Source organism: Shimia haliotis (assembly GCF_900114415.1).
GTDB lineage: Bacteria > Pseudomonadota > Alphaproteobacteria > Rhodobacterales > Rhodobacteraceae > Shimia > Shimia haliotis.
In genome coordinates, this window is record NZ_FOSZ01000004.1 from 307,826 (window position 1) to 334,204 (window position 26,379).

Annotated in this window: 23 protein-coding genes and 1 pseudogene; 11 read left to right on the forward strand and 13 right to left on the reverse strand. The window is 56.2% G+C overall.

Going from position 1 to position 26,379, the window contains the following annotated elements:
* Nucleotides 1-9: 9 nt before the first annotated feature.
* The 5 genes from BM069_RS20125 (at nt 10) to BM069_RS12140 (ending at nt 5,444) form a co-directional block, all read left to right on the forward strand.
* On the forward strand, nt 10-792 hold the full coding sequence (locus BM069_RS20125) for a prepilin peptidase (RefSeq protein WP_093324010.1): 783 nt from the start codon (nt 10-12) through the stop codon (nt 790-792).
* A 98-nt stretch (nt 793-890) separates the two neighbouring features.
* Nucleotides 891-2,426, forward strand: a complete 1,536-nt coding sequence (locus BM069_RS12125) for an SEL1-like repeat protein (protein ID WP_093324012.1) — start codon at nt 891-893, stop codon at nt 2,424-2,426.
* Nucleotides 2,426-3,571: a tetratricopeptide repeat protein gene (locus BM069_RS12130; protein WP_093324013.1), complete on the forward strand. Its 1,146-nt coding sequence runs from the start codon at nt 2,426-2,428 to the stop codon at nt 3,569-3,571. The genes BM069_RS12125 and BM069_RS12130 overlap by 1 nt, the downstream gene beginning before the upstream one ends.
* Nucleotides 3,572-3,712: 141 nt before the next feature.
* Complete coding sequence (locus tag BM069_RS12135; protein ID WP_093324015.1) at nt 3,713-4,144, forward strand: hypothetical protein; 432 nt, start codon at nt 3,713-3,715, stop codon at nt 4,142-4,144.
* Between the two features lie 55 nt (nt 4,145-4,199).
* A complete protein-coding gene (locus tag BM069_RS12140) occupies nt 4,200-5,444 on the forward strand; it encodes a tail fiber domain-containing protein (protein WP_093324016.1) in 1,245 nt (414 codons plus the stop codon).
* A gap of 56 nt (nt 5,445-5,500) precedes the next feature.
* Here the strand turns inward: BM069_RS12140 and BM069_RS12145 are convergent, their stop codons facing one another.
* Entirely contained in the window at nt 5,501-6,259 is a 759-nt protein-coding gene (locus BM069_RS12145; protein WP_093324017.1) for a sulfotransferase family protein, read from the reverse strand.
* Nucleotides 6,256-6,978, reverse strand: coding sequence for a sulfotransferase family 2 domain-containing protein (locus BM069_RS12150; protein WP_093324019.1), 723 nt, complete (start codon nt 6,976-6,978; stop codon nt 6,256-6,258). Before BM069_RS12150 ends, BM069_RS12145 begins: the two co-directional genes overlap by 4 nt.
* Before the next feature lie 102 nt (nt 6,979-7,080).
* Here BM069_RS12150 and BM069_RS12155 point away from each other — a divergent pair, with 102 nt between their 5' ends.
* Entirely contained in the window at nt 7,081-10,137 is a 3,057-nt protein-coding gene (locus tag BM069_RS12155) for an FG-GAP-like repeat-containing protein (protein ID WP_093324020.1), read from the forward strand.
* 45 nt (nt 10,138-10,182) lie between these two features.
* Here the strand turns inward: BM069_RS12155 and BM069_RS12160 are convergent, their stop codons facing one another.
* The 3 genes from BM069_RS12160 to BM069_RS12170 all read right to left on the reverse strand — a co-directional run bounded on the left by BM069_RS12160 (nt 10,183) and on the right by BM069_RS12170 (nt 14,366).
* Nucleotides 10,183-12,723, reverse strand: a complete 2,541-nt coding sequence (locus BM069_RS12160; protein WP_093324022.1) for a M10 family metallopeptidase C-terminal domain-containing protein — start codon at nt 12,721-12,723, stop codon at nt 10,183-10,185.
* Nucleotides 12,724-12,770: 47 nt separating this feature from the next.
* On the reverse strand, nt 12,771-13,139 hold the full coding sequence (locus BM069_RS12165) for a hypothetical protein (RefSeq protein WP_139216196.1): 369 nt from the start codon (nt 13,137-13,139) through the stop codon (nt 12,771-12,773).
* Between the two features lie 273 nt (nt 13,140-13,412).
* On the reverse strand, nt 13,413-14,366 hold the full coding sequence (locus BM069_RS12170) for a glycosyltransferase family 2 protein (protein ID WP_093324024.1): 954 nt from the start codon (nt 14,364-14,366) through the stop codon (nt 13,413-13,415).
* Between the two features lie 177 nt (nt 14,367-14,543).
* On the opposite strand from BM069_RS12170, the gene BM069_RS12175 reads away from it, so the two are divergent.
* On the forward strand, nt 14,544-15,629 hold the full coding sequence (locus BM069_RS12175) for a DUF2793 domain-containing protein (RefSeq protein ID WP_093324026.1): 1,086 nt from the start codon (nt 14,544-14,546) through the stop codon (nt 15,627-15,629).
* An 11-nt stretch (nt 15,630-15,640) separates the two neighbouring features.
* On the forward strand, nt 15,641-15,940 hold the full coding sequence (locus BM069_RS12180; protein WP_093324027.1) for a hypothetical protein: 300 nt from the start codon (nt 15,641-15,643) through the stop codon (nt 15,938-15,940).
* On the opposite strand, the gene BM069_RS12185 is transcribed toward BM069_RS12180, so the two are convergent.
* The 6 genes and pseudogenes from BM069_RS12185 to BM069_RS12205 form a co-directional block, all read right to left on the reverse strand.
* Entirely contained in the window at nt 15,937-17,103 is a 1,167-nt protein-coding gene (locus tag BM069_RS12185) for a nucleotide sugar dehydrogenase (RefSeq protein ID WP_093324029.1), read from the reverse strand. The two genes, BM069_RS12180 and BM069_RS12185, sit on opposite strands and share 4 nt — an antisense overlap.
* 112 nt (nt 17,104-17,215) lie before the next feature.
* On the reverse strand, nt 17,216-17,497 hold the full coding sequence (locus BM069_RS12190) for an SCP2 sterol-binding domain-containing protein (protein ID WP_093324030.1): 282 nt from the start codon (nt 17,495-17,497) through the stop codon (nt 17,216-17,218).
* 79 nt (nt 17,498-17,576) lie between these two features.
* A pseudogene (locus BM069_RS12195) lies at nt 17,577-18,773 on the reverse strand (efflux transporter outer membrane subunit); the annotation flags it as partial.
* A gap of 12 nt (nt 18,774-18,785) precedes the next feature.
* On the reverse strand, nt 18,786-18,911 hold the full coding sequence (locus BM069_RS20130) for a hypothetical protein (protein WP_280137035.1): 126 nt from the start codon (nt 18,909-18,911) through the stop codon (nt 18,786-18,788).
* 32 nt (nt 18,912-18,943) lie between these two features.
* Nucleotides 18,944-20,602 carry a mechanosensitive ion channel family protein gene (locus BM069_RS12200; RefSeq protein WP_093324032.1) on the reverse strand — a complete coding sequence of 553 codons (1,659 nt, stop codon included), beginning with the start codon at nt 20,600-20,602 and terminating at the stop codon, nt 18,944-18,946.
* A 161-nt stretch (nt 20,603-20,763) separates the two neighbouring features.
* Nucleotides 20,764-21,996: an argininosuccinate synthase gene (locus tag BM069_RS12205; protein ID WP_093324034.1), complete on the reverse strand. Its 1,233-nt coding sequence runs from the start codon at nt 21,994-21,996 to the stop codon at nt 20,764-20,766.
* Nucleotides 21,997-22,145: 149 nt separating this feature from the next.
* Here BM069_RS12205 and BM069_RS12210 point away from each other — a divergent pair, with 149 nt between their 5' ends.
* Nucleotides 22,146-22,877: a hypothetical protein gene (locus BM069_RS12210; RefSeq protein WP_093324035.1), complete on the forward strand. Its 732-nt coding sequence runs from the start codon at nt 22,146-22,148 to the stop codon at nt 22,875-22,877.
* A 38-nt stretch (nt 22,878-22,915) separates the two neighbouring features.
* Nucleotides 22,916-24,154 carry a threonine ammonia-lyase IlvA gene (ilvA, locus tag BM069_RS12215; protein WP_093324037.1) on the forward strand — a complete coding sequence of 413 codons (1,239 nt, stop codon included), beginning with the start codon at nt 22,916-22,918 and terminating at the stop codon, nt 24,152-24,154.
* Nucleotides 24,155-24,158: 4 nt separating this feature from the next.
* On the opposite strand, the gene BM069_RS12220 is transcribed toward ilvA, so the two are convergent.
* Nucleotides 24,159-24,482 (reverse strand): Hpt domain-containing protein, encoded by a 324-nt coding sequence (locus tag BM069_RS12220; RefSeq protein WP_093324038.1) that lies wholly within the window; start codon nt 24,480-24,482, stop codon nt 24,159-24,161.
* Between the two features lie 166 nt (nt 24,483-24,648).
* On the opposite strand from BM069_RS12220, the gene BM069_RS12225 reads away from it, so the two are divergent.
* Entirely contained in the window at nt 24,649-25,902 is a 1,254-nt protein-coding gene (locus BM069_RS12225) for a PP2C family protein-serine/threonine phosphatase (RefSeq protein WP_093324040.1), read from the forward strand.
* On the opposite strand, the gene BM069_RS12230 is transcribed toward BM069_RS12225, so the two are convergent.
* Nucleotides 25,899-26,336 (reverse strand): NUDIX hydrolase, encoded by a 438-nt coding sequence (locus BM069_RS12230; RefSeq protein WP_093324041.1) that lies wholly within the window; start codon nt 26,334-26,336, stop codon nt 25,899-25,901. The two genes, BM069_RS12225 and BM069_RS12230, sit on opposite strands and share 4 nt — an antisense overlap.
* Nucleotides 26,337-26,379 lie beyond the last annotated feature (43 nt).

Below are 26,379 nucleotides of genomic sequence, written 5' to 3' on the forward strand. Positions count from 1 at the left end.
AACTTTGCTATGTTTCAAACAGATGCCGTTTTTGGATCCATTCCCGTGATTGCCGTTTTTTTGGTGGTGGTATCGCCTTTTGTCGGATCGTTTCTGGCTGTTCTGGTCGATCGCTTGCCGCGAGGAGAGGGCGTTGTTGTGACCCGATCACGATGCAGAAGCTGCGGAACAGTTCTCGGGTGTTCTGACCTAGTGCCCGTTGTTTCTTATGCAGCGCGTCGTGGGCGATGTGGGTATTGTGGCGTGCGCTTGCCGCTCTGGTTGCCGGTCATGGAAATTGCGGCGTTCGGCGTGGCGATTTTGGTGGTTGTCACCCGATTTGGCCCTGTGCCGGCGCAGGATTTGATTTTGAATATGTTGCTTTTGTGGGTGTTGATCACCTTGTTTGCCACAGACGTTTTGTGGATGCGCCTGCCTGACGTGCTGACGTTAACTTTGTGTGTCGTGGCTGTGTTGCTTGCAAATGACAAGGTGGCCGCCTTTTTTGGGGGGGCGCTGGGCGTTGCGGTGTTTGCCGGACTGCGGTGGGGGTATTGGAAAATTCGCGGGCGGGAAGGCTTGGGATTGGGTGACGTCAAACTTATGGCAGGGCTTGGAGCTTTGTCCGGACCATTGGATTTGCCGCTCTTGGTGCTAGTCGCCGCCCTGTTGGCGTTGGCGGGCGCTGCCGGTTTGCGTCTTTCGGGTCGCAAGATTGACGGCACAACCGCTGTTCCGTTTGGCGCGTTTCTTGTCGTGTCGGGCATGCTGATTTGGCTTGCGCGGACCTTGGGCAGCCTTCCTCCTTTGTGACTCTTGGCAATCCCCACTGGACGTGGGGTTGGCTGGAAGGCATTCTTCGCCGGACGCACCCGAATTTGGGTGCAATTCGGAATGGATAACGTGGGTTAATGAAACGCTTTTTTGCTTTCGCCTTTTTACTTTCATCGATTTCTCCCACGGTGGGCTTTGCTGAGGTCTCCGCGGATGCCGGCCCTGTGCCAGCGACGATGGAGGAGATTGAGGTTGCCTATCGCAATCAGGATTTCCCAAGTGTCAGGGCGGGTTTGAAATTTCTCACTGAAACTGAGCCGTCTGGAAGTGTTGCCTATCGCTATGGGCGCATATTGATGGATCCCCGTGCTGGTGACGTGGATATTCCGGAAGCCGCGCGCTGGCTTGAGGTCGCGGTGCAGGCGGAAAACCTGCCGGCGGGGACGCTTTTGGCACGGGTTTTGCTGAGTGGTGGCGACGTGCCCCGTGATGCCGAGCGCGCTGCGCTGCTGTTGCAGGACGGCGCGACGCGAGGGGATCAGGAAGCGCAATATTACCTCGGTTTGCTATACGCCTCGGGTGAAGGGGTGCCGCAGAGCGATCGGGATGCGTTTGTCTGGCTGCGGGCGGCTGCTGAGCAAGGGCATATTGCGTCGGCATATGAGTTGAGCCGGATTTACGCACAGGGCCGCGGCACCGACGCGGATGGAGAAAAGGCACTGGCGTGGTTGCGTCGCGCCGCCGGTGACGGGCATGTGGACGCCCAGTTTTTTCTGGCAAATGCGCTGGAGACCGGACAGGGCGTCAAACAGGATCGCAATCAGGCGTTTGACTGGTTCCGACAAGCTGCGCAGGGCGGGCATATTCTGTCGATGCGAATTATCGGAACCAAGTATCTGCGTGGAGAAGGTGTGTATGAAGACCCCGAGGCGGCGGTCAAGTGGTTGAGCCTCGCTGCGGAAGGCGGGGAGCCCGGGGCCTTGTTCAACATGGGATTGTTGCATGCTGCGGGGGAGGCGGTTCCTCAGGACGATCAAAAGGCACTGGCGTTTTTTACCAAGGCGGCGGAGACCGGCCTTCCGCGTGCCAAAGGTATGCAAGCCACCTTTCTTGAGCGTGGTCGCGGTGCGGAGGCGGATTTGTCTCGAGCTGTGACTCTTTATGAAGACGCTGCAGCAGCTGGTCACAAAGAGTCGCAAGAAGCGTTGGTGCGATTGGCGTTGAGCGGTGCTTTGGAAACTGAAATGGCGCCACACGATGTGGTGCCGTTTGTGGCTGCTGCTGCCGAAGCGGGATCTGCGGAGGCTGTGGGCTGGTTGCAAGAGCAGACGAAGGCCGGTGTCAGCCCTGCGGAAGTGGCGCTGGGCAAGGCGCTCATGGCGGAGACGGGTCGCGCCGAAGAAGGTCTTGTTGTCCTGGAAGCTGCGGCGCGCAAAGGTCTGGCGGAGGCTCAGTATCTTGTGGGTGACGCTTATAGCGCTGGAGTTGGAACTGCGCAGGATTACGTAAAGGCCCACATGTGGCTCAATCTCGCGGCCGCACAGGGGTATGCAGGGGCAGCGGAAAGCCGTGATGTGTTGACGGAATTGATGACAGCAGAGCAAATTGGCGCGGCTCAGGCCGCAGCGCGCGACTTTGTTGCGGAAACGCCGGATGGGCGGACGGATCAGTGATGATCTTCGCACGGGGATTGGCGGTTTGTCTGGTTGCTATCTGGGCTGGCGTGGCGGTTGCTCAAGACAACGCTGGCGCGCTATTTCTTGAGGCGAACCGATATCACACAGGCGACGCGGTGCCCCAGAACCACAGACGGGCCGCGGGGCTTTATTTGCGGGCCGCGAAGCTGGGCCATGCGGGCGCACAGAACCAATACGGAAAGTATCTTTTTTCCGGTATGGGCGGAATTGGCGAGGATCGCGACGAAGCACTCGTGTGGCTGCGCAAGGCGGCGTCCACGGAACATTCTGAATTCACATATGACTTGGCGCGGGCTTTGGAGGGGAGCGGAGCTATAGTCGAAGCAGCCGAATCCTATGGTCGGGCCGCCGAAGCGGGACACCTGGATGCCTTGGCAAGCCTTGGCGTTCTTTATCAACACGGTACTGGTGTGGCGCAGGATTTCGACAAGGCGAGGCAATACTACGAGGCCGCGGCGCTCAGGATGCATCCACGCGCGTTGAACAATCTTGGCTTGTTGTATGTACGCGGCGACGGTGTTGTGCAGGACTATACAAAGGCGGCGGAGCTATTTGCGAAAGCTGCTGATTTGGGTTTGCAGGAAGCAATGAACAATCTGGGCGTGCTTTACGACAACGGTTTCGGCGTTGAGCAAAGCGACGAAGTGGCGGCGATGTGGTACCGGCGCGGCGCGCGCGGCGTTGATGCGAGGCGGTCCGGCCCCATTCTTGATCCGCGACTTGCTCCTCTTCCAGACGATGAGGAATTGCGCCCGCAGGTGATGAAAACCTATCGCGCTCAGGCGCGGGCGGGGGATCCTGTTGCTCAGTTCCTCATAGCGCTCTTGCTCTTGGAGCAAGAGCTGCCCGCCGAAGCAGCACGTTGGTTTGAAAAGGCAGCATCCAAAGGGCACGCGCCGTCTATGGCCAACTTGGCGCGTCTATATTTTTTGGGGCAGGGTGTGCTTCAGGATTACGTTTCCGGCCAGATGTGGGCGACGCTGGCGATGTCAGGCGGCATGCCGCAAGCCGAAGGAATTGCAGATGATCTTGGAGTGCAACTGACGCCTTCTGTGATTGCTCAGGCTCAGGATGCGGCCACTGCGCGATGGGTTTTGCCAACGAAAGATGACGTTAAGTAAAGAAATTTCAAATTTGGTAAAAATTAGTTTAATATGAAATTCATGACTCGCTAAGCTGCGGTCAAAGGATGTGCGTGTTTGGCGCGTCACAACAAGAATATAGCGCCAAGTTACAGCGCGTTGAAACCAGGGATAGAAATCATGGCATGCCTATTTGACCGGCGACTGGCGTTTGTGTTTGCGCTTTGTTTGGCGCCATTTTCGGCTGCGATGGCCGCGTCTGATCCTGTTAAACAACACAATTCGAACGCGGTCTGGTTCGAAAACTGGGGCGGCATGACAAATGCGACGCTTAAGGTTTTTGCGCCTGATGGTCAGGTTACAGAGCTTTATACGGAAGCCGGAACTCCGGTTTATCAGTTGCCGGGAAGGGATGTGCTTGACGGCATCTATCATTTTGAGTTGAGCGCTGCGACTTTGGAGCAGGAAAAGATCGTCAATCAGCTTAACAATGGGCGTGGCGAGGCTGCCAAAGATACGGCCGCAAAATCATACTATGCCTCTGGCCGGTTCACAGTGTCGCGCGGCGTGATCATTGTGCCGGAAGATATCCAAGAAGAAGACGGCAACTAACTGAACCAACAGATAAACGGGGGACGCCCCGTCCATTTTTCAGGGAGATTGGAACGTGAAACAATTAGGGACCAAAACCTTCACAGCGTTGGCGGGCTCGGCCTCGGCGTTCTGCCTGATGGCTGGCGTTGCCAGCGCGGATCAGGTGTTTAATGACGATGTTATTGTCAACGGTAGCCTTTGCGTTGGTTTGGACTGCGTCAATGGCGAGAGCTTTGGCTTTGACACCCTTCGGTTGAAGGAAAACAATACGCAACTGCATTTTGACGACACGTCGACTTCGGCGAGCTTCCCTAACAACGATTGGCGCATCATCGCAAACGATTCATCCAACGGCGGCGCAAACTTTTTGGCGGTTCAGGATTCAACTGCGGGTCGGAATCCCTTCCGCATCGAAGCTGGTGCCCCGAGCAACGCGCTTGTGGTTGAGGCTGATGGCGACCTCGGCATCAAGACGCGCGACCCAGTGGTTGATATTCATGTGGTTGAAGGCAATACGCCAACTCTGCGCCTTGAGCAGGATGGCTCGGACGGGTTTACACCGCAGACCTATGACGTTGCCGCAAATGAATCCAACTTTTTCATTCGCGATGTCACCAACGGTTCGAAGCTGTTCTTCCGCAGTAAACCGGGTGCGCCTGAGAATTCGATTTATATTGCGGCGGATGGCGACGTTGGTCTAAGCACCTCTTCTCCTGACGCGGCAATGCATGTTATTGGCGATGCATTGATTGTCGAAGACACCGACAGCAACACGGCGCCGAACTATGCGCTCGAAGTGCGGAATAATGCTGCTCCGGGCAACCAAACGCTGATGTTCCTGGAAAACACGCAGGGCCGTCCTCGCCTTGAGATGAAAGGTACAGGCAACACGGCCCAAACCGGCAACTGGTCGATTTCCGCCGGCAGCACGTTTGTGCTTCAGGACCGCACCAATGGCGACAATGAAATGATCATTGATCAGTCTGGTAACATGACCATTAAAGGCACGCTGACGGAAAACTCGGACAAAACAACGAAGATGGCGATTGAGCCGGTGAACCCGTCTGAAATCCTCGCGAAGGTGGCTGCGTTGCAAGTGTCCGAATGGACGTACAAAAACGACGCGGCACTGGGTACGCGGCACATCGGCCCGATGGCGCAGGACTTTTACGCGTTGTTTGGCACCGGTGCGAGCGAACGCGGTATTTCGACCATGGACACCTCCGGTGTTGCACTGGCCGCAATTCGCGCGCTGGCCGAAGAGAATGCAGCTTTGAAGGCGCGTCTTGATGCGCTGGAAACCAAGGTTGCCGACTAAAGCGACCGAAGCTTTTGCCGAAGAATTGGCCGGTGCAGTTTCTGCACCGGCTTTTCTTATGGCTGAGGCCTCTGCCAGTCGCTGCAATCAAGTCCGGTGAGAGTTTCGAGGCGGCGCAGATCATTGGCAAATGTCGCCCTGAGAACGCGGTCCAACCACCGTGGCAACGGGGCGTAGTCCCGACTGTGCACGGTTTTTGGCGTCGGAAGATCGGCGGTAGGCACTTCAAGAAATTCATGCACCAGATGCAGTGTTTTGGCGTGGTTTTTCCGAAGATCATCACTTCTGAGAATGAGACACTGGTGCTTTGGAAAATGGTCATAGAGGTGCGCAATCTGACCCGCATAAAAGCCGCGCTGCAGATATGAGATCACCCGATGCCGCCGTTTGCCCATCAAGTACATCCGCACTTCGTTCAGTAGGGCAAATGCGAAGCTTCGCGGTTCATCGCCGCGTTCGTGTTCCATTGCCCAATGCGAATGGGCGCGCGCCACAGGATCGCGCAGCAGCACAATGACCTTCATGTCAGGATTGTAGGCTTTGATGCGCTCGATGCTGGGCGGGTGAAAGATGTAGATAGGGGTCACGTCGCCAGTGACGCGGCTCAGGTCTTGGGCATCAAACAGCGCATGGTAAGCGTCATATTGCGGCGGGTCTTTGTGGCGGTATCTTTTGTCGAAATAGTGCGGTTCCGGCAACCTTTCTATGGACAGCCCGATGTCGGGGTGTTGGCGCAAAAAATGCGCTAAGGCGCGGGTGCCTGATTTCTGTGCGCCAGCGACCACAAAGTTTACTTTTGGCGGCGCCACTGTCATTGGAGTGGCTCGCCAGGCGCCTCAGACAAGAGCCTGTGGCGGAAATGGTTATAGATCTCGTATTCTTGAGCATTGCGTTCGACAAACGCGGCCTTGAGGTGCGTCGGCAGCCCTGCGTTGCGCGGCGTGGCATTTTGATGAGGCGTGCTGGGCGGTGTCGGCCTGCCCAGAGCCGTGGCGATAACCGACAGACTTTTGGGCAGAAGCTCTAGTATACCAACGGCGACACAGTGTTCCTCCATCGCGTCTATAATCGTTTGGCCAGCGGCGGGTTTGGGTAGGAAATTGGTCATTGGGGGACCAAAATCCGGATCGTCGTAGGGCCAGCCAGATACATAGTCATCAAGGCTGAGAGCCACCACACGCTGAAAAGCGGGACTGTTGGGGTGTCTTGGATTGGCCAGCACCCGTTGGCGATAGAAATATCCAGATACCACCCGTTCCCAAGGATTACGCAGAACAGTCACGAGTTGCTGGACTTCGGGATAGAATGCCTCAAGAGATGACCCACGCATCCGGTTGAAATGGCCACAGACCACCGCCGGGGCAGTGGGGTCCGGCAAATTGGCCAGATCCTGTTTTAGCCAGATGCCCTTTCGTTTCCGATGAAGCAGGTAATTGTCACCGAACCATCCAGCGAAAACCCGTTTCACGGAGCTGCCACCGGTTTTGGGGATGTGGCTGAAGATCAGCGGTTGATCGGGATCATAGGTGCGCATATCGAAATTAGGGAAGGCCTTCGGCAACGGAAGCGGGCGAATTTCAATTAATATAGCACCAGCCTCTTGCGCGAAAACACATGCTTTTACAATAGTTCAGATATGGTCTCGATTTCCTTTGTTCATACCGGCCGCTCTTTGCGGTTTATGATTTGTGCCGCAGTCATTGTCCTGCTTGCGGCTTTGTTCTGGACCGGATCGCGGTATCCGGCACTGGACGAGAAGGCGATGATGAGCGGCGCGATTCAGCTTGATGACCCGCTGAGTTTTGACGCGGTCGTCCCGATCGATGGTTCAATGAGCACTGTGGAAAGGATTGGCTACACCACACTGAATTGGTTGAATACCAACAAAAAGGGCATGACTTTCGGGGTGCTCTTTGCGGCGGTTTTTCTGACGTTGATGGGATACGTCAAACAGCGCAGCTTTCGCAGTGGCCTTGCGAATGCGACGCTGGGATTGGTGATCGGTACACCTTTGGGGGTTTGTGTGAACTGCGCCGCGCCGATCGCCCGGGGCATGCATGCGGGGGGGCTGCGTGCTGAGACCACGCTGGCGGCCATGATGGCCTCTCCAACACTCAATGTTGTGGTGATGACGCTCGCGCTGTCACTGCTGCCGATCTATTTGGTTGTGGCCAAGCTTGCGATTTCCTTGGTGATCATATTGCTGGGCGTGCCATTGGTTGCGCGATTCTTGCCGGAAGACATACGAAACCCGGCGCCGATAGTGTCTCCTCCCCAAAGTTGGTCAGCCAGAGAGCTTGGGCTGCCGTTATCCGAAGGGCTTGGCTCGGCCACAGTCGGAGTTGCGACGGATTTTGCCAGAAACCTATGGTTCATCCTTCGTATGACTGTGCCTTTGATGTTTCTCGCGGGATTCTTGGGGGCTATAGCGATCACGGTTCTGCCGGGGGAGATGATCACCGAATTGCCTTTTGGCCTGCTCGCTCTTGTGACCATCGCTTTAGTGGGTTTGTTTTTGCCTGTGCCGATTGCCTTTGACGTGGTTGTTGTCGGTGTATTGCTCGCCGCAGGGCTGGCGCATGGCTATGCCATGGCGCTGTTGATCACATTGGGCAGCTATTCAATCTATTCGTGGTTTATTGTGACCCAATCCATGAGTGCGCGCGCGGCAAATATGATGGCTGGGGTTGTTCTTCTCTGCGGGGTTGCGGCTGGTTTGGTTGTGCAGGGGTGGCATGATCGCCAAAGCGACAACGCTTTGGAAATTCTGACCGGTGAGGCGCCAATCGCACAGCCATTTATGGCTGCCAACGCACAAGAAACCAGCGGTTTGGTGGTGACCTCGAAACCTTTTGCACCGCGTTCTCTGGCGGCGGAGACACCGTTTCTTCGGTTGGAGGCCCATGAAATTGGCATCGACAAACCTCTCGAATTCTCAATGCGGGATATGTGGCCACCGTTTTGGGAGGGCCGCAGCCTGTCGAGTGGCGATATCGACAACGATGGAGACATTGATCTTGTGGTCGCGTCGACCGAAGTGGGGCTCTACGTCTATTCCAACGATGGAAAAGGTCATTTTGACCGCGCTGATGTTTCCGCTGGGCCGCTGGACACTTTGCCGGTCTTCAATGCGGTTCTTGTTGATGTCGACAACGACGGGTGGCGCGAACTGGTGGTGGCCACCTACCGCCGAGGGCTGTTTGTGGTTGAAAACGACGCAGGCCAGCTATTGACGGATGCGCCCATATCGTTGGCCAATCGTGAGGATGCGATTTTGGCCCTGGCGATGACATTTGGAGATCCGGACAAAGACGGCGACCTTGATCTGGCGTTGGGCAATTGGGCGGCGGGATGGTATCGCCGTATCCCCGGCGACGAGTCTCGCAATCGCATTGTTTGGAATGAGGATGGCGTTCTAAGCGGAGACGCCTTTACCGACCTGCCGGGCATTCCCGGTGAAACTCTGTCGATTCTTTTTGCCGATATGAATGCCGACGGGAATGCGGATCTTCTGGTCGGCAATGATTTTGAGATCCCCGACTATTACTATCTTGGCAACGGGCAGGGCGCCTTTGAAGCGATCACCTATCAAGACCGATTGGTAGAGCATGTGCCGACAACGACAATGGGCCTTAAGGTGGCGGATCTGATGAACGACGCGGTGCCCGAACTTTATGCGGTGCAAATTGCGGGCCGATCTTCGGGAGTTTCGGATCGATTGAAAATGCAACCTTTGGAACAGTATTGCGACGGAATTGAGGATCAGGCAGCGCTGGCGACGTGCCAAGAAAACATGGCGATCAAGCGGTGGTACAAATCGGGCAACAGCTTCAATCCGGGATATGCGTCCAAATGTCAGGACATGTCTGGCCGACAGGCAGCCGAATGCAAGGCGATGCTGATCAAGGATCTGGCGATCCAGAAACGCGACCCGAAAGTTTGCCGCCTGATACCGGCGGATCAATGGGTGGCGCAAAGCTATTGCGAGGTTCATTTTATGCCGCCGCGCGCAATTTTACAGGCCGAGGCAGACGCGGCCTTGGCGCAGGTAAAACGCGCAAATGTTTTGCTTGAGCGCAACGGGCCGACTGCGCCCTTCAAAGACACCGCGCAAGCGCGAGGGTTGGAAGTTGGAGGATGGAGCTGGGACACAAAAATTGCGGATTTTGACAATGATGGCTGGCAGGACGTTTATATCGTGAACGGCACTTGGGTGCCCAACGAAGTCAGCCCGTCCAATCTGTTCTTTCACAATCAGGGCGGTGGAACATTTGTGGAAGCGTCCGGATTTTTTGGTCTTGAGGACTATCTTATGACGGCGGCCGCCACGCGGTTTGACATGGATGGCGATGGCGATCTGGATATGATCACCCATCCGGTAAACGGCCCATTGGTGGCCTTTGTGAATACATCGCAAGACGGCAATGCCGTGCTGCTGCGCCTTAGTGACAATTTGGGCAACCGGCATGGTGTTGGCGCGGTTGTGACCGTGACCGACGACCTGGGCGTCACACGCACGCGCGAGGTTCAGATTGGCGGCGGTTTCATGAGTTTTGACGCGCCAGACGTGCACGTTGGTTTGGGCAGCGGAACAAGAATCGAGAGCGGAAACATTCGTTGGGCCGATGGCGTTCTGACCCCGTTGCCCATGCCTTTGCCCGCGGGCGCAACCCACACTATCACCCGAAATTAAAGCGGGGTCCTTGGGCCCCACCGAACCGACGGTTCTGACAAAACGTCAGAAAATAAAGTCGCTGCCGTCCAGATCAGCGAGGTTCACACCGAGCAATGTGATGGTGTTGCCGCCCCCGGTGTCGATCACAACATTGCCGCCCGCAGAGGACAGGATGTGGTTGGTCAACAGATCGGTGATGTCGGTGATCGCACTGACGCCCGACAGGTTGATATCCTCAGCACCGTTCGTGGCGAGGAAATCGGTGATCGTGTCGTCGCCGTGGCCATCCGCGAACACAAACACGTCTGCGTTGCCGCCGCCGGTCAGTTCGTCATTGCCAACGCCACCGTCCAGAGTGTCGAACCCACCGCCGCCGTAAAGCGTGTCGTTGTCGCCACCGCCGCGCAGCAAATCGTTGCCGGATTCGCCCCAGGCGCGGTCATCGCCAGCGGCGCCAATAAAGGTGTCGTTGCCAAAGCCGCCCCAGAAGCGGTCATGGCCATTACCGCCTTCGCCGCTGTCGTTGTCGTTGCCGCCAAACATACGGTCCTGACCGCCGCCGCCCAGCAGAGTGTCGTCGCCGTCACGTCCGAAAAGCGTATCGGCAAAGGTGCCGCCATCGAGCCGATCGTTGCCTTCGCCGCCGTCGAGCCGGTCAAAGAGGTTGCCACCGATCAGAATATCGTTGCCGGCCTCTCCATTCAGTGTGTCGTTGCCGCCATTGCCGCGCAGCAGGTCGTTGCCGGCCCCGCCAAAGAGGGTGTCTTCGCCAAAGTCGCCAAACAACGTGTCGGCGCCGTTGCCGCCAAGCAGTCGGTCGTTGTTGCTGCCGCCATACAGGCGATCGGCGTCACCGCCACCCACAAGCGTGTCGTCGCCGACGCCACCCAGAAGCGTGTCGCTGCCCGCGTTGCCCAGCAGGCTGTCGCGTCCACCCAGACCACGGATTGAATCGTTGCCCGCCAAGCCGTCGATGGTTTCCGCGGCGGATGTGCCATCAATGGTGTCGTTGCCGGTTGTTGGCGTGGGCGTGTTGCCCAGCAACACTGCCAAGGTCACGGTGCCGTCGTTAAAACGGAAGTTTTCCACGTTGTCGTAAACGTCGGTGCCAAAGGCTGACACGATGCGAACGGAACCGCTGCCAAGGTCAGTGACGGTCACGCTGCTCCGGTTGACCGCGATGACGGCGGTGTCTGTGCCGGCCCCGCCATCAATGGAGTCGTCGCCCTGACCGCCAGTGATTGTGTTGTTGGCGTCATTGCCGGTGACGGTATCGTTGCCAACGCCGCCGATGAAGTTTTCGATAACTGTTCCGCGGGCAATACCAACGTTTCCGGTCAAGCCGTTGACGTTGGAGAACTGACCCCCGCGCATATCGATACGGTTGTCGGAGGTCGAGGTCGACAAGTCGAATGTGTCCGTGCCGCCATTGTCAAAAATGGTGTAAGACATCGAGTTGGCGGCAACCGAAGGCGAGTTGACGCCGTTGTAAAGTTCGCCAAATAGGGTCGCCCAATACCCGCCCAAGTTGGTGTTGGCACCCCAGGTGGTGTTTCCATTTGTCACCGTCGATGCGCCATAGAGGTTCTGGCCCGCGATGACGTCCGCCATCATCAGGCTGACGATATAGGCGAAGGAGGCACTTGTTGTGGTGTTGTCGGTCTGGTCGAAGTACGACATCACAGAAATTTGCCAGCTGTCGTTGCTGAAGGTTTCGTCGGTGCCGTAGGTTGCCGACCCGTTGTAACCACCTTGGTGGCCAAGACCCAAGGCATGTCCGATTTCGTGGATATAGGTTTGCAAGCTGTACGTGCCGATTTGAGTACCCGAACCTGAGAGCCAGGCCGTTGACACGTTGATGTCAGAGCTAAGAATTGTTGAGCCGGCGACGGACGAGACCGCATAGGCTCCTGAATCGTTGTCATCGAATGTGATGTCTGCGGATCCGACGGTTTCAACAAAATTCAGATTTACAACGGTTTCCCACACCTCAAGCGCCCAGCGTGCGAGCGCCTGACCCTGGGCAGTCAAGCCGGTCAGGTTCACAGAGATGATGTTGTCCGAAGACGTGCTGAAGGCTCGCCCCGCGCGGTTGGTATTGTCCCAATAGCCGTCGGTCAGATAGTTGGCCAATTCATCCAACGTGCCCGCGGCCACCGGTGGCGGCGGCGTAGATGTGGTTGTTGTAAGAGTGTAGGTGCCGGTGTTTGCGCTAAAGGCGTCTGCGCCGAGGAAGTAGGTGCCAGTGGATGTAGCGGTGAAGGTGATAAGAGACTCCAAACCGTTTCCGCCATCGTCATTTGACGTGATGAATCCGCCGGAGGAATTGTACAGATTCAAAAGCGGATCAGAGAGCGTACCTCCGCCCGACGGAGACCCCAAAAGTTCGAAAGTATATGTCTGACCGGCGACCAGATTGATGCGGACGATATCCATTTCGTCACCAGACCCAATTGTGCCACGGAAGGTATCACCGACCGAAATTGTGTATGGCGTTGACGTGGAAAACGGAGCGTCGGTGCCCTCGAAAATGGTTGCGGACTCAGGATCGTCAGAATGGCGACCGGGGTCAAAAGTCGAAGTGGCAGCACACATGAAACACATTTGTCGGTTTCCTTTTTCTAAGCAATTCTGTGCGGGTTTGTGGCTTTTCAGCGCGCGAACAATTCCGGCGTTGATTTGAGAAGCCCTTGCACAAACTTGGGATAAAATTTCTCGGACATTGTGGTGTCCATGACATCAAAATCGACCGTGGGGCCGACGCTAGGTTCAGAAGATTCGGACGTGCGCCATTCCAGACGCCCTCCGATGCCGGACTCGGTCAGGTGGGTCAAATGCAGCGTCACGGCAAGATCGTTTGGCTTTAGGGCGACATCGGACCCCGTCGGATCGCGCCGGACCTTTGTGGATGGAGAATCCTTGGAAATTGCGTCGATCAAGGCGTCGCACAGCTTCTGCGGCGCAGGCACATCCTGCGGGCAGCTTACTGAAATCTTGTGCTGAGTCTGGCGATCTCCCATCGCGTAACCCCCCCCCGAAGCCAAAAGTACGCATGTCATAGCCAAAAGGCCTGTTCTTCGCGCTTTGTTCGCTGGTCCCAGAAATTTCTCAGACCAATCCATAACCTTCCCTCGCGAACTATGGGCGTAACGACCCTGATAATTCTGCGGATCAGAGTCCCAACAAAATGTCTTTAACCTTTTGTTAACTACCATCCGGTTTGCGACTTTGGCGAGTCTTTTTCGGCTGATTTCGATACTCTACGACTGCGGAAAACCGGAGGTTTTTGGGATTTAGAGGCGTCCGAGTACGGCGGCGACCCAAAGCGCAGCGGTGCTGGAGCGGGATTGTCGGTACAGTCCAAGACTGCCCAGAGAGGCCAATCGGGCGGGAAGCGGTTGACTGCGGAGCGCGGCAAAGGAGGCGAGTTGAGCCTGAGCTTTGGATGTGAGGATGTGCCCGTTTTCTGCAAGGGCTGCGACATTGGTGTCGTTCCATGACCGAAAGTCGCCACGCAGCATACGCAACAAGCGCTGCATCTTGGCGCGCCAGCCGGTATTTGCGCCAACCTCGTTGTCGGCATGTTGCCGATACAGCAGCGTCGGCGTGTCGTCGTGTATCACCACGCCGCCGGCGCCGGTGATCATCTGATAGGTCCACCAATCGTGCATCACCACAGTGCTTGTGCGGTTCGCGGCCTCCTGCAAAAGGCGCGCAGCTGGGGTGTTCAGCAAGATGGTGTTTCCGGCCGCGATGTTTTGCGCCAGCGCATTGAGAAAGCTGGGCTCTCTGGGGCGCTTGGCAGACAAGGTACGCCCTCGCAGATGTTGGTCCACCACCCAAGTCCGGCTGCAATAAAGTGCCGGTCGGTCGCCCTGTAGCTTGGACAAAGCAGTCACACCCAGTGCAAGGCGGTCGGGCAGCCAGACATCATCCTGATCGCAAAACGCGATCCAGCTGTTTTCAGGCAAATGCGCGCCAGACCGGGCAATAAGCGACATGAAGTTAGGTGCTGCGCCGGATTGAGGACCATCAAGCACATCGACATTTTGGTGCGCTGCGAAAGCGTTCAGAATTTCACGAGTGGCGTCCTTTGACGCATCATCGCTGGCTAGCAGGGACCAGTTTGTGTGCGTTTGTCCGGCAAGGCTATCGAGCTGCTCTTGCAGGCAGTCCGCACCGTTGTAGGTGGCCAGAAGAATGCCAACATGCGGTTGGTCGGCTTGTTCGGGTTTGTGCGTCGGCATGCCGTGCCTTGTGATTGTCCGGTTGTGCGATGGCCTAGAGCACAGTTTGGCCTGCGTCCAGTGTCTAGGCACCTCGGTTTATGCGGAAAGGCAACGATCACCGGTCGGAGGCTTCAGCCCCTGTGAACAAACTGTTGCGACGGTTTGCATCGGTTTTTTCAGCACATAGGACACCCGATGCCGGATCGTTCCCCAAATTTGGATATGCCGTTTCTGATACCCTCTCAGGCGCAGAAACACGTCACGCACAACGAGGCCTTGCAACATTTGGATGCCGTTGTGCAACTGAGGGTCGGCGCGTTTGGCGCCACTTTGCCGCCCGCCGCACCGGAACACGGCGATTGCTATGCTCTTGGCACCGGTGCCAGCGGCGATTGGGCGGGACAGGACGGTTCGCTCGCTTATTGGGACGGCACAGGGTGGCTGTTTTTGACACCCGTTGCAGGATGGCGGGCTTGGGGGCAAGCCGAAGGCGAGATGCGCGTATATGACGACGGTGATTGGCGTACGCAGGGGCATTTGGGAGTGAACACCCATGCCGACACCACAAACCGTCTGGCTGTAGCTTCCGATGCAACGCTTTTGACTCATGACGGTGCAGGGCACCAGGTGAAGGTCAACAAGTCGTCGTCTGCTGACACAGCATCGCTGGTGTTTCAGAGCAATTGGAGCGGGCGGGCAGAGATGGGATTGGCGGGGCAGGACAACTGGTCAATCAAGGTGTCGCCGGACGGTGCAGGGTGGACCGAAGCCCTCACCATTGACGCCACAACCGGTGTTGCGTCGGGTGCTGCGGTACAAGCGACTCCGCAAGACACCACGCCGGGCCGTCTGATGCGCGCGGATTATGGGTATGGGCCGGGCAATATCCTGTCCACGGTGGGTCAGTCTGCAGGCACACCCACCGGCGGCGTGATGGAACGTGGCAGCAACGCGAACGGCGAATACATCAAATTCGCGGACGGCACGGTGGAATGCTGGTCTGCGCTTAATTTGACCTATGTAATCCCGTCCAAGCTGGCGGCTTTGTGGACCTATCCAGTTGCCTTGATCAATGGCGTGATCGTGCCCAACGCCTTGTTGAACGTCAGTAGTTACAACGCAGGAGCCACGCCGCCGATCAACGACCTGACCGGCGTTTATGCCGGCGCGATTGATGTGGGGAGTTGCTATTTCCAATTGTTTCGCAACACCGGCGCGGCCGATTTTCTGGCCGGAGATCAGGCTCAGGTTCGCGTTCGTGTATTGGGCCGCTGGTTTTGAGGAGACCCACAATGAAAATCATTCTATCCCCGCAGGCGCGTCCTGACCGTCTGGTATTATTCAAAGAAGGCGACAAGCTTGTCTTTAACGGTGAGTCGGCTCTGGTGCGCGATTTTTTGTGTGTTGAAGAACACGATCATCCTTGGATCGCAGGGCCAGTGATCGAAATTGACGGCGAGATACAGGTGCAAATCATTCTGCCGCACGGACCGGACGCACCTGAAACGACGCGGTTTCCCGATCCGATCACCGTTGCCGTTGATGGGCAGGTTGCCTTGCCGAGCTATGGCCGGAACGGTTCTGACACCTAGTCCGAGCCAAAGATATCGCGGGTGAACACTTTGTCTGCGACATCATCAAGTTCGATGGAGGCGCGGTTGGCGATGATGACGTCGGACTCGGCTTTGAATTGCTCCAGATCGCGAACCACACGGGAATTGAAGAAATCGTCGTCGGGCAGTGCGGGCTCAAACACAATGACTTTGATTCCTTTGGCTTTGATCCGTTTCATAATTCCCTGAATGGAACTTTGGCGGAAGTTGTCTGAGCCCGCCTTCATCACCAGACGGTGCACACCTACGGTTTTGGGGCCACGCGCTATGATTTGATCCGCGATGAAATCTTTGCGTGTGCGGTTGGCGTCGACCACCGCACGGATCAGGTTCTGCGGCACCTCGGAGTAATTCGCCAGCAACTGTTTGCTGTCCTTGGGCAGGCAATACCCGCCATATCCAAAGGATGGATTGTTATAGTGGTGGCCAATGCGCGGATCATGCCCGACGCCTTCGATGATCTGCCGACTGTCCATGCCCAACGCCAAGGCATAGCTGTCCAGTTCGTTAAAATAGGCAACGCGCATGGCGAGATAGGTGTTGGCAAACAATTTAATCGCTTCAGCTTCATCGGAGCCGGTGAAAAGGGTTGGCACATCGTCCTCCAACGCGCCATCCTTGAGCAATTGGGCGAACCTCTTTCCCTTGTCGCTGTCAGAGCCGACGATGATCCGAGAAGGATGCAGGTTATCGTACAAGGCGCGCCCTTCCCGCAGAAATTCGGGGCTGAAAACCACGCGGTCGGTGTTCATTTCGGAACTGATCCGTTTGACAAAACCGACGGGTACGGTCGATTTCACCACGATCAAGGCCGAGGTGTTTGTGGCAAGCACGTCCTTGATCACGGACTCGACAGAGGACGTATCAAAGAAGTTGGTGTTTGGGTCATAGTTTGTGGGCGTTGCAACCACCACATAATCCGCCCCGCTATAAGCGGCCTGCGGATCCGTTGTGGCACTCAGGTCCAGTTCTTTGCTTGAGAGGTACTCTTCGATTTCCGCGTCTTCGATCGGGGAAACTCGATTGTTGAGCATATCCACCCGATCTTGCGAAAGATCCACGGCGACCACTGTGTTGTGCTGTGCCAAAAGCACGGCGTTTGACAGGCCTACATACCCAATACCAGCAACTGCAATTTTCATGACCACTTGGTGCCTCTACTCAAAATGCTTTGCGTACCAATGTCATGAAGCCCCAACCCGCGCAAGAAACACCGCGTCAAAGGTAGTCATCGCAGTGGTTAACAGCGCGGCATCAGCCGAGCAATTTTCCCAGCTTCATGGCCACCCCCATGTCGCCGGAGACCTTGAGCTTGCCTATCATCACGCCGGTCATCGGGTTGAGCTTGCCAGTCAGTAGCTTGATCAGATTGTCCTGCGAAATCTTGATTGTGCAATCGGTGTCGCGGTCGTCTCGTGATGCGCTGCCGTCGGCGAGAACCACGACTCCGTCGTCGCCACAGTCAAATTTTAGAGACCCGTCAAAGGCTTTGCTTTGTAGCTCTTTTTGCATACGTTCCACAACTTGATCCAGCATCGGTTTCTCCGCTTAACAAAGGGGTTTGTACAACTGCTGGCATCCGTCCGGAGGCGACGCAAGCGTGACGTTTGGGCACTCAGGTCGCAGGGAAACTTCCGCCTAGCGCCACGTTCAAGTCCACAAAATCCACAGCGCGGTTTCTGCGATCCAGCGCGAGGGCGTTCTGGCTGTCCAGAAACGCCCGCTCGGCATCCAGAACCTGCAAGAATGACACTTTGCCCTCGGCATATGCGCTTCGGGCTATTTTGAGTACAGTTGCCGCTGCTTTTTCAGCATCCACGCTTTTTTCAACGGCGATTGTGTTTTGATCGAGGGCAAAGAGGCTGTTGCGCACTTCTTCAACCGCAAGAACCACCTCTTTCTCCCATGCCGCCTGGCGCTCTGTGATAAGCCCTTTGGCGGTTTCTACTTTGCCTTTGCGGACTGGCAAATCAAAAATCGGCAGATCAAAGTTCAACCGAATAAAGCCGGCCACCGGTTCGAAACCGGCGCCGCTGTTGGACAGGCCAATGTTTCCGGTCACCCCCATATTCGGGTAAAGATCCGCCTCCGCCACTCCGAGCAGGGCGACCGCTTCGGCGAGTTTCTTCTCGGCGTAAATGATGTCCGGCCGATTTCTGATCAGATCGCCGGGAACGCCGGTTTTCAGAACTTTTATGCTTGGCTGTGGTTGCGGAGCTTTGACGTCCAGGTCCTCGCGCTGCACCAGATCTGTGGTGCCGGCGAGGGCTGCGATCCGGTTTACCATGCGCACGAAGAAAATGCGCGCGTCTGGCACTGTCGAGGCTGTGCGCAGGACCAGCGCCTCCGTCTGCGCGACCTCCAATTCGCCTGCGCCGCCGGACTCCTGTAGTTTGCGGGTGGCGACAAGAGTGTCTTCCCGACTTTTGAGAACGCGTTGGATGATCCGTATCAGCTCCTGCCCATAGCGCATGTCCATATAGGCCGTGACGACCTCGTCAACGAAGAGAAGACGCCATACGTCCACATCCGCATAACTGGCCTCAAGACGGGCAAATGCCGCTTCTTTCTCGCGCGCAAGCTTGCCATAGAGGTCAAGTTTCCAGGTTGCTTCAGCACGCACAAATCCGGTGTGATCCACAGGATCGCCGCCCCCGCCCGAGATGCGGGCTTCGCCCACCCTCGTGGCGCCAGAAAGCGGAAAGCCGGACGATGCGAGAATACCCTGAGACTGTTGGATTCGGGCAGCAATCCTCTGGATGTCTTTGTTGTTTTCCAGTCCATAATCGACGAGCTGATTCAGCAGCTGGTCGTTGAACGCTTTCTACCATTGCGCGTCGTTCTTGCGCGTCGCGGCGGCCGGTTCGTTAAGAAATTTGTCGGGAAGGCCAATTTTGGGACTGGTGAAATCCGGCCCGGCGGTGGTGCAGCCCGACAACAATCCCAGCATGAACATCCTGCGGGAAAGACCAGTTCCTGACATCACGATGGCTTGGCCTCGGCGACGTCTGTGCTTACTGCTACCTCATGCGCCAGTGGCTCGTCCCATTCCACCTCCGAAATCTTGAGGTCGGCCGTGTCGGCCTCATAGTTCGGCGTCATGATCTGCACTTTGTTTTCGTTGAAGACGTCGGTGATGTTTTTGTGTAGCTCGGATAGAAGCAGCGGCAGAGAAGATCCGCGTGTTGTGAACGCATTGATCTGATAGACGGTCGCAAAATCCATCAAGCCGGTAACCAGCACAAATGGTGCAGGCGAATTTTTGAGCCCTTTTGTGCGCCGTGCGGCTTCTACCAACATGGCTTCGACTTTCTTGCGCGGTTCCTCATAACCGATGCCGACCGAAGTGTGCAGCAATAGACCTTTGCCATCGATTTGGCTGGAGTAGTTGGTCACTTCGCTCGACAAGAGGGTGGCGTTGGGAATGCTAATAAGTTCATTCTTTACGGACTTGAGGTAGGTTTCCATCAAACGGATTTGCATTACGTCGCCGTAGAAATCCCCGACTCTGATGCGGTCTCCCACGTTCATGCTGCGTTTGTAGAGCACGAAAAGACCGGCCAACAAATTGGAGACAACCGAGTTGGAACCCATCGACACCATCACGCCAACAAGGATGGTTAGACCCTGAAACGCAGCCGAGTCCGATCCGGGAATATAGGGAAAACAAATCACTGCCGCGATCAGAATCAAGCCGCCACGGATCAAATTATAAGTGGGCCAAATCCAGTGACTTTCGAAAGAACGCAACTCCACAACCCCTTGCTCAACGCTTTCAAAAAACAGGTGCGTGCCCTTGATCAGCCATCGGGTGAGGCCGGCGATGATCAGGATGGTGATCAAATTTGGCAGGTAGGCGACAAAGCCCGACAACAGACCGAGGATCGGATTTGTGACATACCGGATCAGCAACTCTGCGGCGGAGCGCGTGTTTGGAAAGGCCAAAAGCACAAAGGACAGGAAATAGTAAAATCCAGTGAAGAGAAAAATGTCGATCAGCAGCCTGATAAAGAAACGGGCCAAATCGGACACCGCAGAGCTTTGAACTATGTCCTTGGTTGCCTCCTGAAGCACTTTTGCACGTCGTTCGACAATACGGGCCACCAATCGTGGCAATCGTCTTCTGATCCAAAGAAGTACAGTGAAGTATACGACAAAAACGCCGGACCAGATCGCGGCGGTCAAGGCCCCGTGCGAGAAGGCTTCGTCTGTGCGATTGGCACGATAGGCCAGAATTGCTTGTTCTACGGCCTCCGAATGCAGCTGCGCCAGCACCGCAATATCCATTTGTTCGAATTCGGCGTCAGCCTCAGTTGTCAGCGTGACCAAGGTGCCGTCTGCATAGATCGAACGGCCGATCTCGCTGCGCTCTACTCGCATTGTAACAGAGGGCGCTTCGTTTCGGGTGGCCACCTCAACGATGCGTTGTGTCACCAGATCTGCGCGTTCTTCTGCGGGCAGCGCCGTTGAGCCCCGCACAGAGAAAATTTCTTCACCGTCGACAACAACGGGTTGCAAAAATACATCGCTGTCCACGGCGGGCTGGGTTTCGACAACGGTTTCAGCGTCCTGCGCCCACACGGTTGTGGCCAACGCGATGATGCTCACGAAGATGTGCAGAATTTTTTTCAGCTGTCTCATTTTGGTGGCCTCTCCCGTAATGCGGGTCGCGATACGCCGCATAGTTCCCCACTGAAGGCTAGTAGGGAGGAGCGGGATCACAAAGACTTATCTCGCGAAGGGAGGCCACAAAAAAACCCGCCCACGAAGGGGCGGGTCAATTTTTCTGGTTTGAACAGCCGCTATTTTTTTTCCGCTACGTGCTTATTGCGCATCGCAATCAGCTTCAGACGCAACGCCTGCAGCTGGATAAAGCCCGCCGCGTCTTTTTGGTCATAGGCGCCGGCATCGTCTTCAAATGTCACATGCTCTTCGGAATAGAGCGAATGATCCGACCAGCGGCCGACAGTGTTCACGGAACCCTTGTAAAGCTTCACGCGCACAGTGCCGGTGACATGTTCCTGGCTGCTGTCGATGGCTGCTTGTAGCATTTCGCGCTCAGGCGAATACCAGAAACCGTTATAGATCAGCTCCGCGTATTTCGGCATCAGCTCGTCTTTGAGATGCATCGCGCCACGGTCCATGGTGATGGATTCGATGCCACGGTGTGCTTCCAAAAGAATGGTGCCGCCCGGAGTTTCGTAGATGCCACGGGATTTCATACCGACAAAGCGGCCTTCAACCAGGTCCAGACGTCCCACGCCGTGCTTGCCGCCGTATTCGTTCAACTTGGTCAGGATGGTCGCTGGGCTCATTGCCTCGCCATTGATGCTGACCGCGTCGCCTTTTTCAAAGCCGATCTCAATGAATTCCGGCTCGTTTGGTGCGTCTTCGGGGTGCACGGTGCGCTGATAGACATAGTCCGGCGCTGCGATGGCGGGATCTTCCAGAACCTTGCCTTCGGAGGACGTGTGCAACAGGTTCGCGTCAACCGAGAATGGCGCCTCACCGCGCTTGTCCTTGGCAACAGGAATCTGGTGCTGTTCAGCAAATTCCAAAAGGCGGGTGCGGCTTGACAAATCCCACTCACGCCAAGGCGCGATCACCTTGATATCGGGGTTCAGAGCATAGGCCGCCAGTTCAAAGCGCACCTGATCGTTGCCTTTGCCAGTCGCGCCATGCGCCACCGCGTCTGCACCGGTTGCTTCGGCAATTTCGACGAGGCGCTTGGAGATCAGGGGTCGCGCAATCGAGGTGCCCAGCAGGTAAAGACCTTCGTAAACGGCATTGGCACGGAACATCGGGAACACAAAATCGCGCACAAACTCTTCTCGGACATCTTCGATGAAGATGTTCTCGGGCTTGATGCCCAAAAGCTCGGCCTTTTTGCGAGCGGGGTCTAGTTCTTCGCCCTGACCAAGGTCAGCGGTGAAGGTTACAACCTCACAACCGTATTCGGTTTGCAGCCATTTCAAAATGATCGAGGTGTCGAGGCCACCTGAGTAGGCCAGCACAACTTTTTTCGGAGCGGACATATCTGATCTCTCTAACATTTTAACGATCGCGCGATATCGGGTTTTGGCGGGCAGGGCAAGGCGACCGGATGCCCTTACTTGCATTTGCTGGCAAATCCGGTTTTCTGAGTGCAGAAAAATAACTCAAACACGATTGAACGGGGAAAATTATGAAGGGTTGGACGATATTCGCTCATTCCGTTGGCTTGGCCGCAAGAAACTGGAAAGAAGCGCTTAAGATTTTTTTGGTGCCAGTGGCACTCTGCGTCGGTCTGTTCGTCGTGGTCGGTGGCTCGATCGGTCTCACTTCGGGCGAACCAACCGGAAGCATGGCACTTTTGTTTCTGATGTTTCCGCTGATGTTTATCGTGATCTTCTGGAGCGTGGTCAGCTGGCACCGTTTCGTTCTGCTCGAAGAATACCCGACGGGATGGCTTCCGACGTTCCGCTTTGACCGTATTCTGTCCTATCTGGGGCATGCTTTGCTTCTCGGGTTGGTTGCCTTTGTACTGATGATTCCGGTGGTGGCGCTTATGGCGCTTTTTGCCAGCATGGGTGCCGAAGTCCTCGCCGTGATCGTGGCTGTTCCGGCCTATATCGCGCTGGTGATCGTCATGTATCGACTGGTTCCAATCCTGCCAGCTGCGGCAATTGGCAAGCCGCTCAAGCTTATGGAGTCCTTCAATGCCACCAAAGGCGCCGCCGGCGCGATCATTGTGCTTTTGCTGGTTGTGTTCGGGGTGAACCTTGGTGTGCAATTGGTTGTGATGGCGCTGACCGCACTCTTCGCGCCATTGGGGATCCTGTTTAGCCTCGCGGCGTCTTTGTTCCTTAGCATTGTGAACATCAGTGTCCTGACCACGTTCTATGGGCACTACATCGAGGGCCGGCCGCTCGACTGACCCTTGCCACCGGCACCGACTTCGGTATGTGATCGGGCATGTCTGATTTTCAATCAAATGCCCGGTCCGCCGTTGCAGCGATGCGCGATGTCTTTCCTGCGACTCCGCTGCAACTGAACGCTCATCTATCCAAGCGGTTTGGCGCGGATGTCTGGCTCAAACGCGAAGATCTGACGCCGGTGCGCTCCTACAAGCTGCGCGGAGCACTGAACGCCATGCGCAAGCGGCGTGTAAGCAACCCGGATCAGCGGATTTTTGTCTGTGCCAGTGCCGGAAACCACGCGCAGGGCGTGGCGTTCATGTGCAAACATTTCGACGTGAAAGGCGTGATCTTCATGCCCGTGACCACGCCCCAGCAAAAGATCTTCAAAACGCAGGTCTTCGGTGGGGACAATGTCGAAATCCGCCTTGTGGGCGACTACTTTGATGACACGCTTGCCGCGGCTCAGGCTTATTGCGAAGAGGCCGGCGCGGCCTTCCTTTCGCCTTTTGACGACGAAGATGTGATTGAAGGGCAGGCGGCTGTGGCGGTCGAAGTGCAAGACCAGCTTGGTCGCGTGCCTGATCACATCATTCTGCCTGTGGGTGGAGGTGGCCTAAGCTCGGGCGTGCGCAGCTATTTTGGGGACAGCACCCGTTATACATTTGTCGAACCCTCCGGCGGCGCCAGCCTCGCGGCGGCGGTTGAGGCGGGGCACCCGGTCACATTGAACCAGCTTGACGGTTTTGTGGACGGTGCGGCGGTGGCACGGATCGGAGAACGCACTTTTGCGCGGCTTTCGGACATTACCCGCGATGATGTAATTGCCGCGTCCGAAGACCGGATTTGTGCCACGATGATGGAAATGCTGAATGTCGAAGGCATCGTTCTGGAACCCGCGGGGGCGCTCGCGGTGGATGCCTTGACGGATGTGGCCGACCAGATCCGAGGCAAAACCGTGGTTTGTGTTGTGTCGGGCGGAAATTTCGATTTCGAACGGCTGCCCGAAGTCAAAGAGCGGGCACAGAGATTCTCTGGCGTGAAGAAATATTTTATCCTGCGAATGCCGCAGCGCCCCGGTGCCCTGCGCGATTTTTTGGAAACGCTTGGGCCCGACGACGACATCGCGCGCTTTGAATACCTGAAGAAGTCCGCGCGGAACTTCGGGTCGGTTCTGATCGGGATTGAAACCAAAAGCCCGCAAAATTTCGACGCCCTGTTTAAACGCATCGAAGCTGCGGGAATGACTTTTACCGACATAACCAATGACGAAACATTGGGTGAATTTGTGCTCTAGAGGTTTATGCTGCGGCGAGCTTTTGTTGGAAGATCGCTTTGCTTTCCTCAAACGCGCTGAGCACAGCCGAAACGTCTACTGTTGCCGCTTGGCCCGCGGCGGAGGCGGCTTCGCCAGCCTGACAAAGCTGCGAAAACGTTTCGAACCCGAGGTTCAGAGCGCTGCCCTTCAGAAAGTGCAGGTCTGCTTCGAGGGAGGACAGATCCGGTGCCGTGCGCAGGCGTTCGGTCACTTCCTCAACCTCATCAAGAAACAGGTCGACCACCTCGTCGAAATCTTCTGCTCCAATTTCGTCGCGCAATTCTTCGACTCGTTCCCAGTTGATCATGGCGCTCTCCTTGTGACTTTGCCTGCAGGGTCGCAGCAAAGAGTTAAGAAAGTCTGGTTGATAAAATTTTTAACAAACTCCGGGATTTGTTGACGCTCCGTTAAGTGACAGAGCCCTAGAGTTGCGGGGATTCCCAAGCACCGAGGGTTGGATGACTGTGCAAACTATGACTGTTCAAGCTATGGACGCGGTGGCGGATTCCGGTGTGATCCGTCGCGTTCTTGTTGTTGACGACAGCCGTGTACAGCGGCGCATTCTCAGCGTGTCTCTCAAACGGGAAGGCTACGACGTGATCGAGGCTGCCTCAGGTCAGGAGGCGCTGGAAATTTGCCGTGAGAATTTGCCTGATCTCATTCTTTCCGACTGGATGATGCCCGGGATGTCCGGTCTGGAGTTCTGTCGGGAGCTGCGGGAGATACCGGTAGAAAGCTATGCCTATTTCATTCTGCTGACCTCCAAAAGTGAGAAGGACGAAGTGGCTCAGGGTTTTGCCGCTGGCGCGGATGACTTCCTGACCAAACCGGTGAACGGGTATGAGCTGCGCGCGCGGATCAGTGCGGGTGAGCGCATCCTGCGCATGCAGCATGAGTTGACGGAAAAAAACCGTGTTATCACCGATACCTTGGATGAATTGCAGCGCCTTTATGATTCGTTGGACAACGACCTTTTGGCCGCGAAAAAGCTGCAACAGTCTCTTGTGCCGGACCGGTTCCGCGACTTTGGCCTAGGCGCGGTGTCGTTGCTCTTGCAGTCCTCCGGTCACGTTGGCGGCGATCTTGTCGGCCACTACAAAATTTCGGACACCAGACTCGGTCTTTATTCCATCGATGTTTCCGGACATGGCATCAGTTCCGCCCTGATCACCGCGCGGCTGGCGGGGTATCTCTCCTCTTCCTCGCCGGAACAGAATGTGGCGATGCAAGTTTATCCGGACGGGTCACATGAACATTTGGAACCCAAAGAGGTGATCTGCCGCCTGAATGAAATCATCCTCGACGAGATGGAGACTGAGCACTACTTCACGATGCTTTTGGCCGACGTTGATCTGGAAACCGGCAGAGTCACCATGGCACAAGCAGGGCATCCCCATCCCCTGATCCAACGTGCTGATGGCACGGTAGAACAAGATGGCCCTGGCGGGCTGCCAGTCGGTCTTATTCCCGGGGCGGAGTTCTCGCAGTTTGTCTTGCAGTTGCACCCCGGAGACCGGCTTTTCATGATGTCCGATGGCGTGACCGAATGTCCTGATACCGATAGCGGCATGTTGGGAGAAAACGGGTTTGAGACAATGGTGCGCGATCTGCATGGACATGCGTTGGATGAAACCCTGCAGGCCATCGTGTGGAAGCTCGACGAATACAGCGGCGGTCGGGGGTTTCCGGATGACATTTCCGGTATCCTTCTGGAATACCGAGGTTAAAGCAGGAACCGCCTGACAAAAGCGCGATCGCCTTCGTTTGCCAGAGTCCTCGCCGCCACGGTGATCGGCATCCAGACCGCTTCGTGATCGGCCTCCGGCGGTGGACCCAGCCGACGGGCCGGTCGTGCCGCATAAATGGCACAGACCTTTTCCGCCCATTTGTCGTACTCCGGCATATAGGTGAAACGCCGAAACGCCCCCAGCCGACGTGGCGCAGTCATGGTGTATCCGGTTTCTTCATAGACTTCCCGATGCAGCGCGGACACGGGAGACTCCCCCAGATCAATACCGCCGCCAGGAAGTTGGAACTCGTCGTGTGGCGCGTGCTGATACGTTACCAACATCTCGTCGCCACGCAGCAAAATCGCATAGGCCCCGGGCCGAATACCATAACGTCGGCCGGCTTCTGGCGGTGTTCCAAAACGTGGTATCATGGGTGAAACCCCTTTTTGTGGCCCTTGCTGGCCCTATATAGTC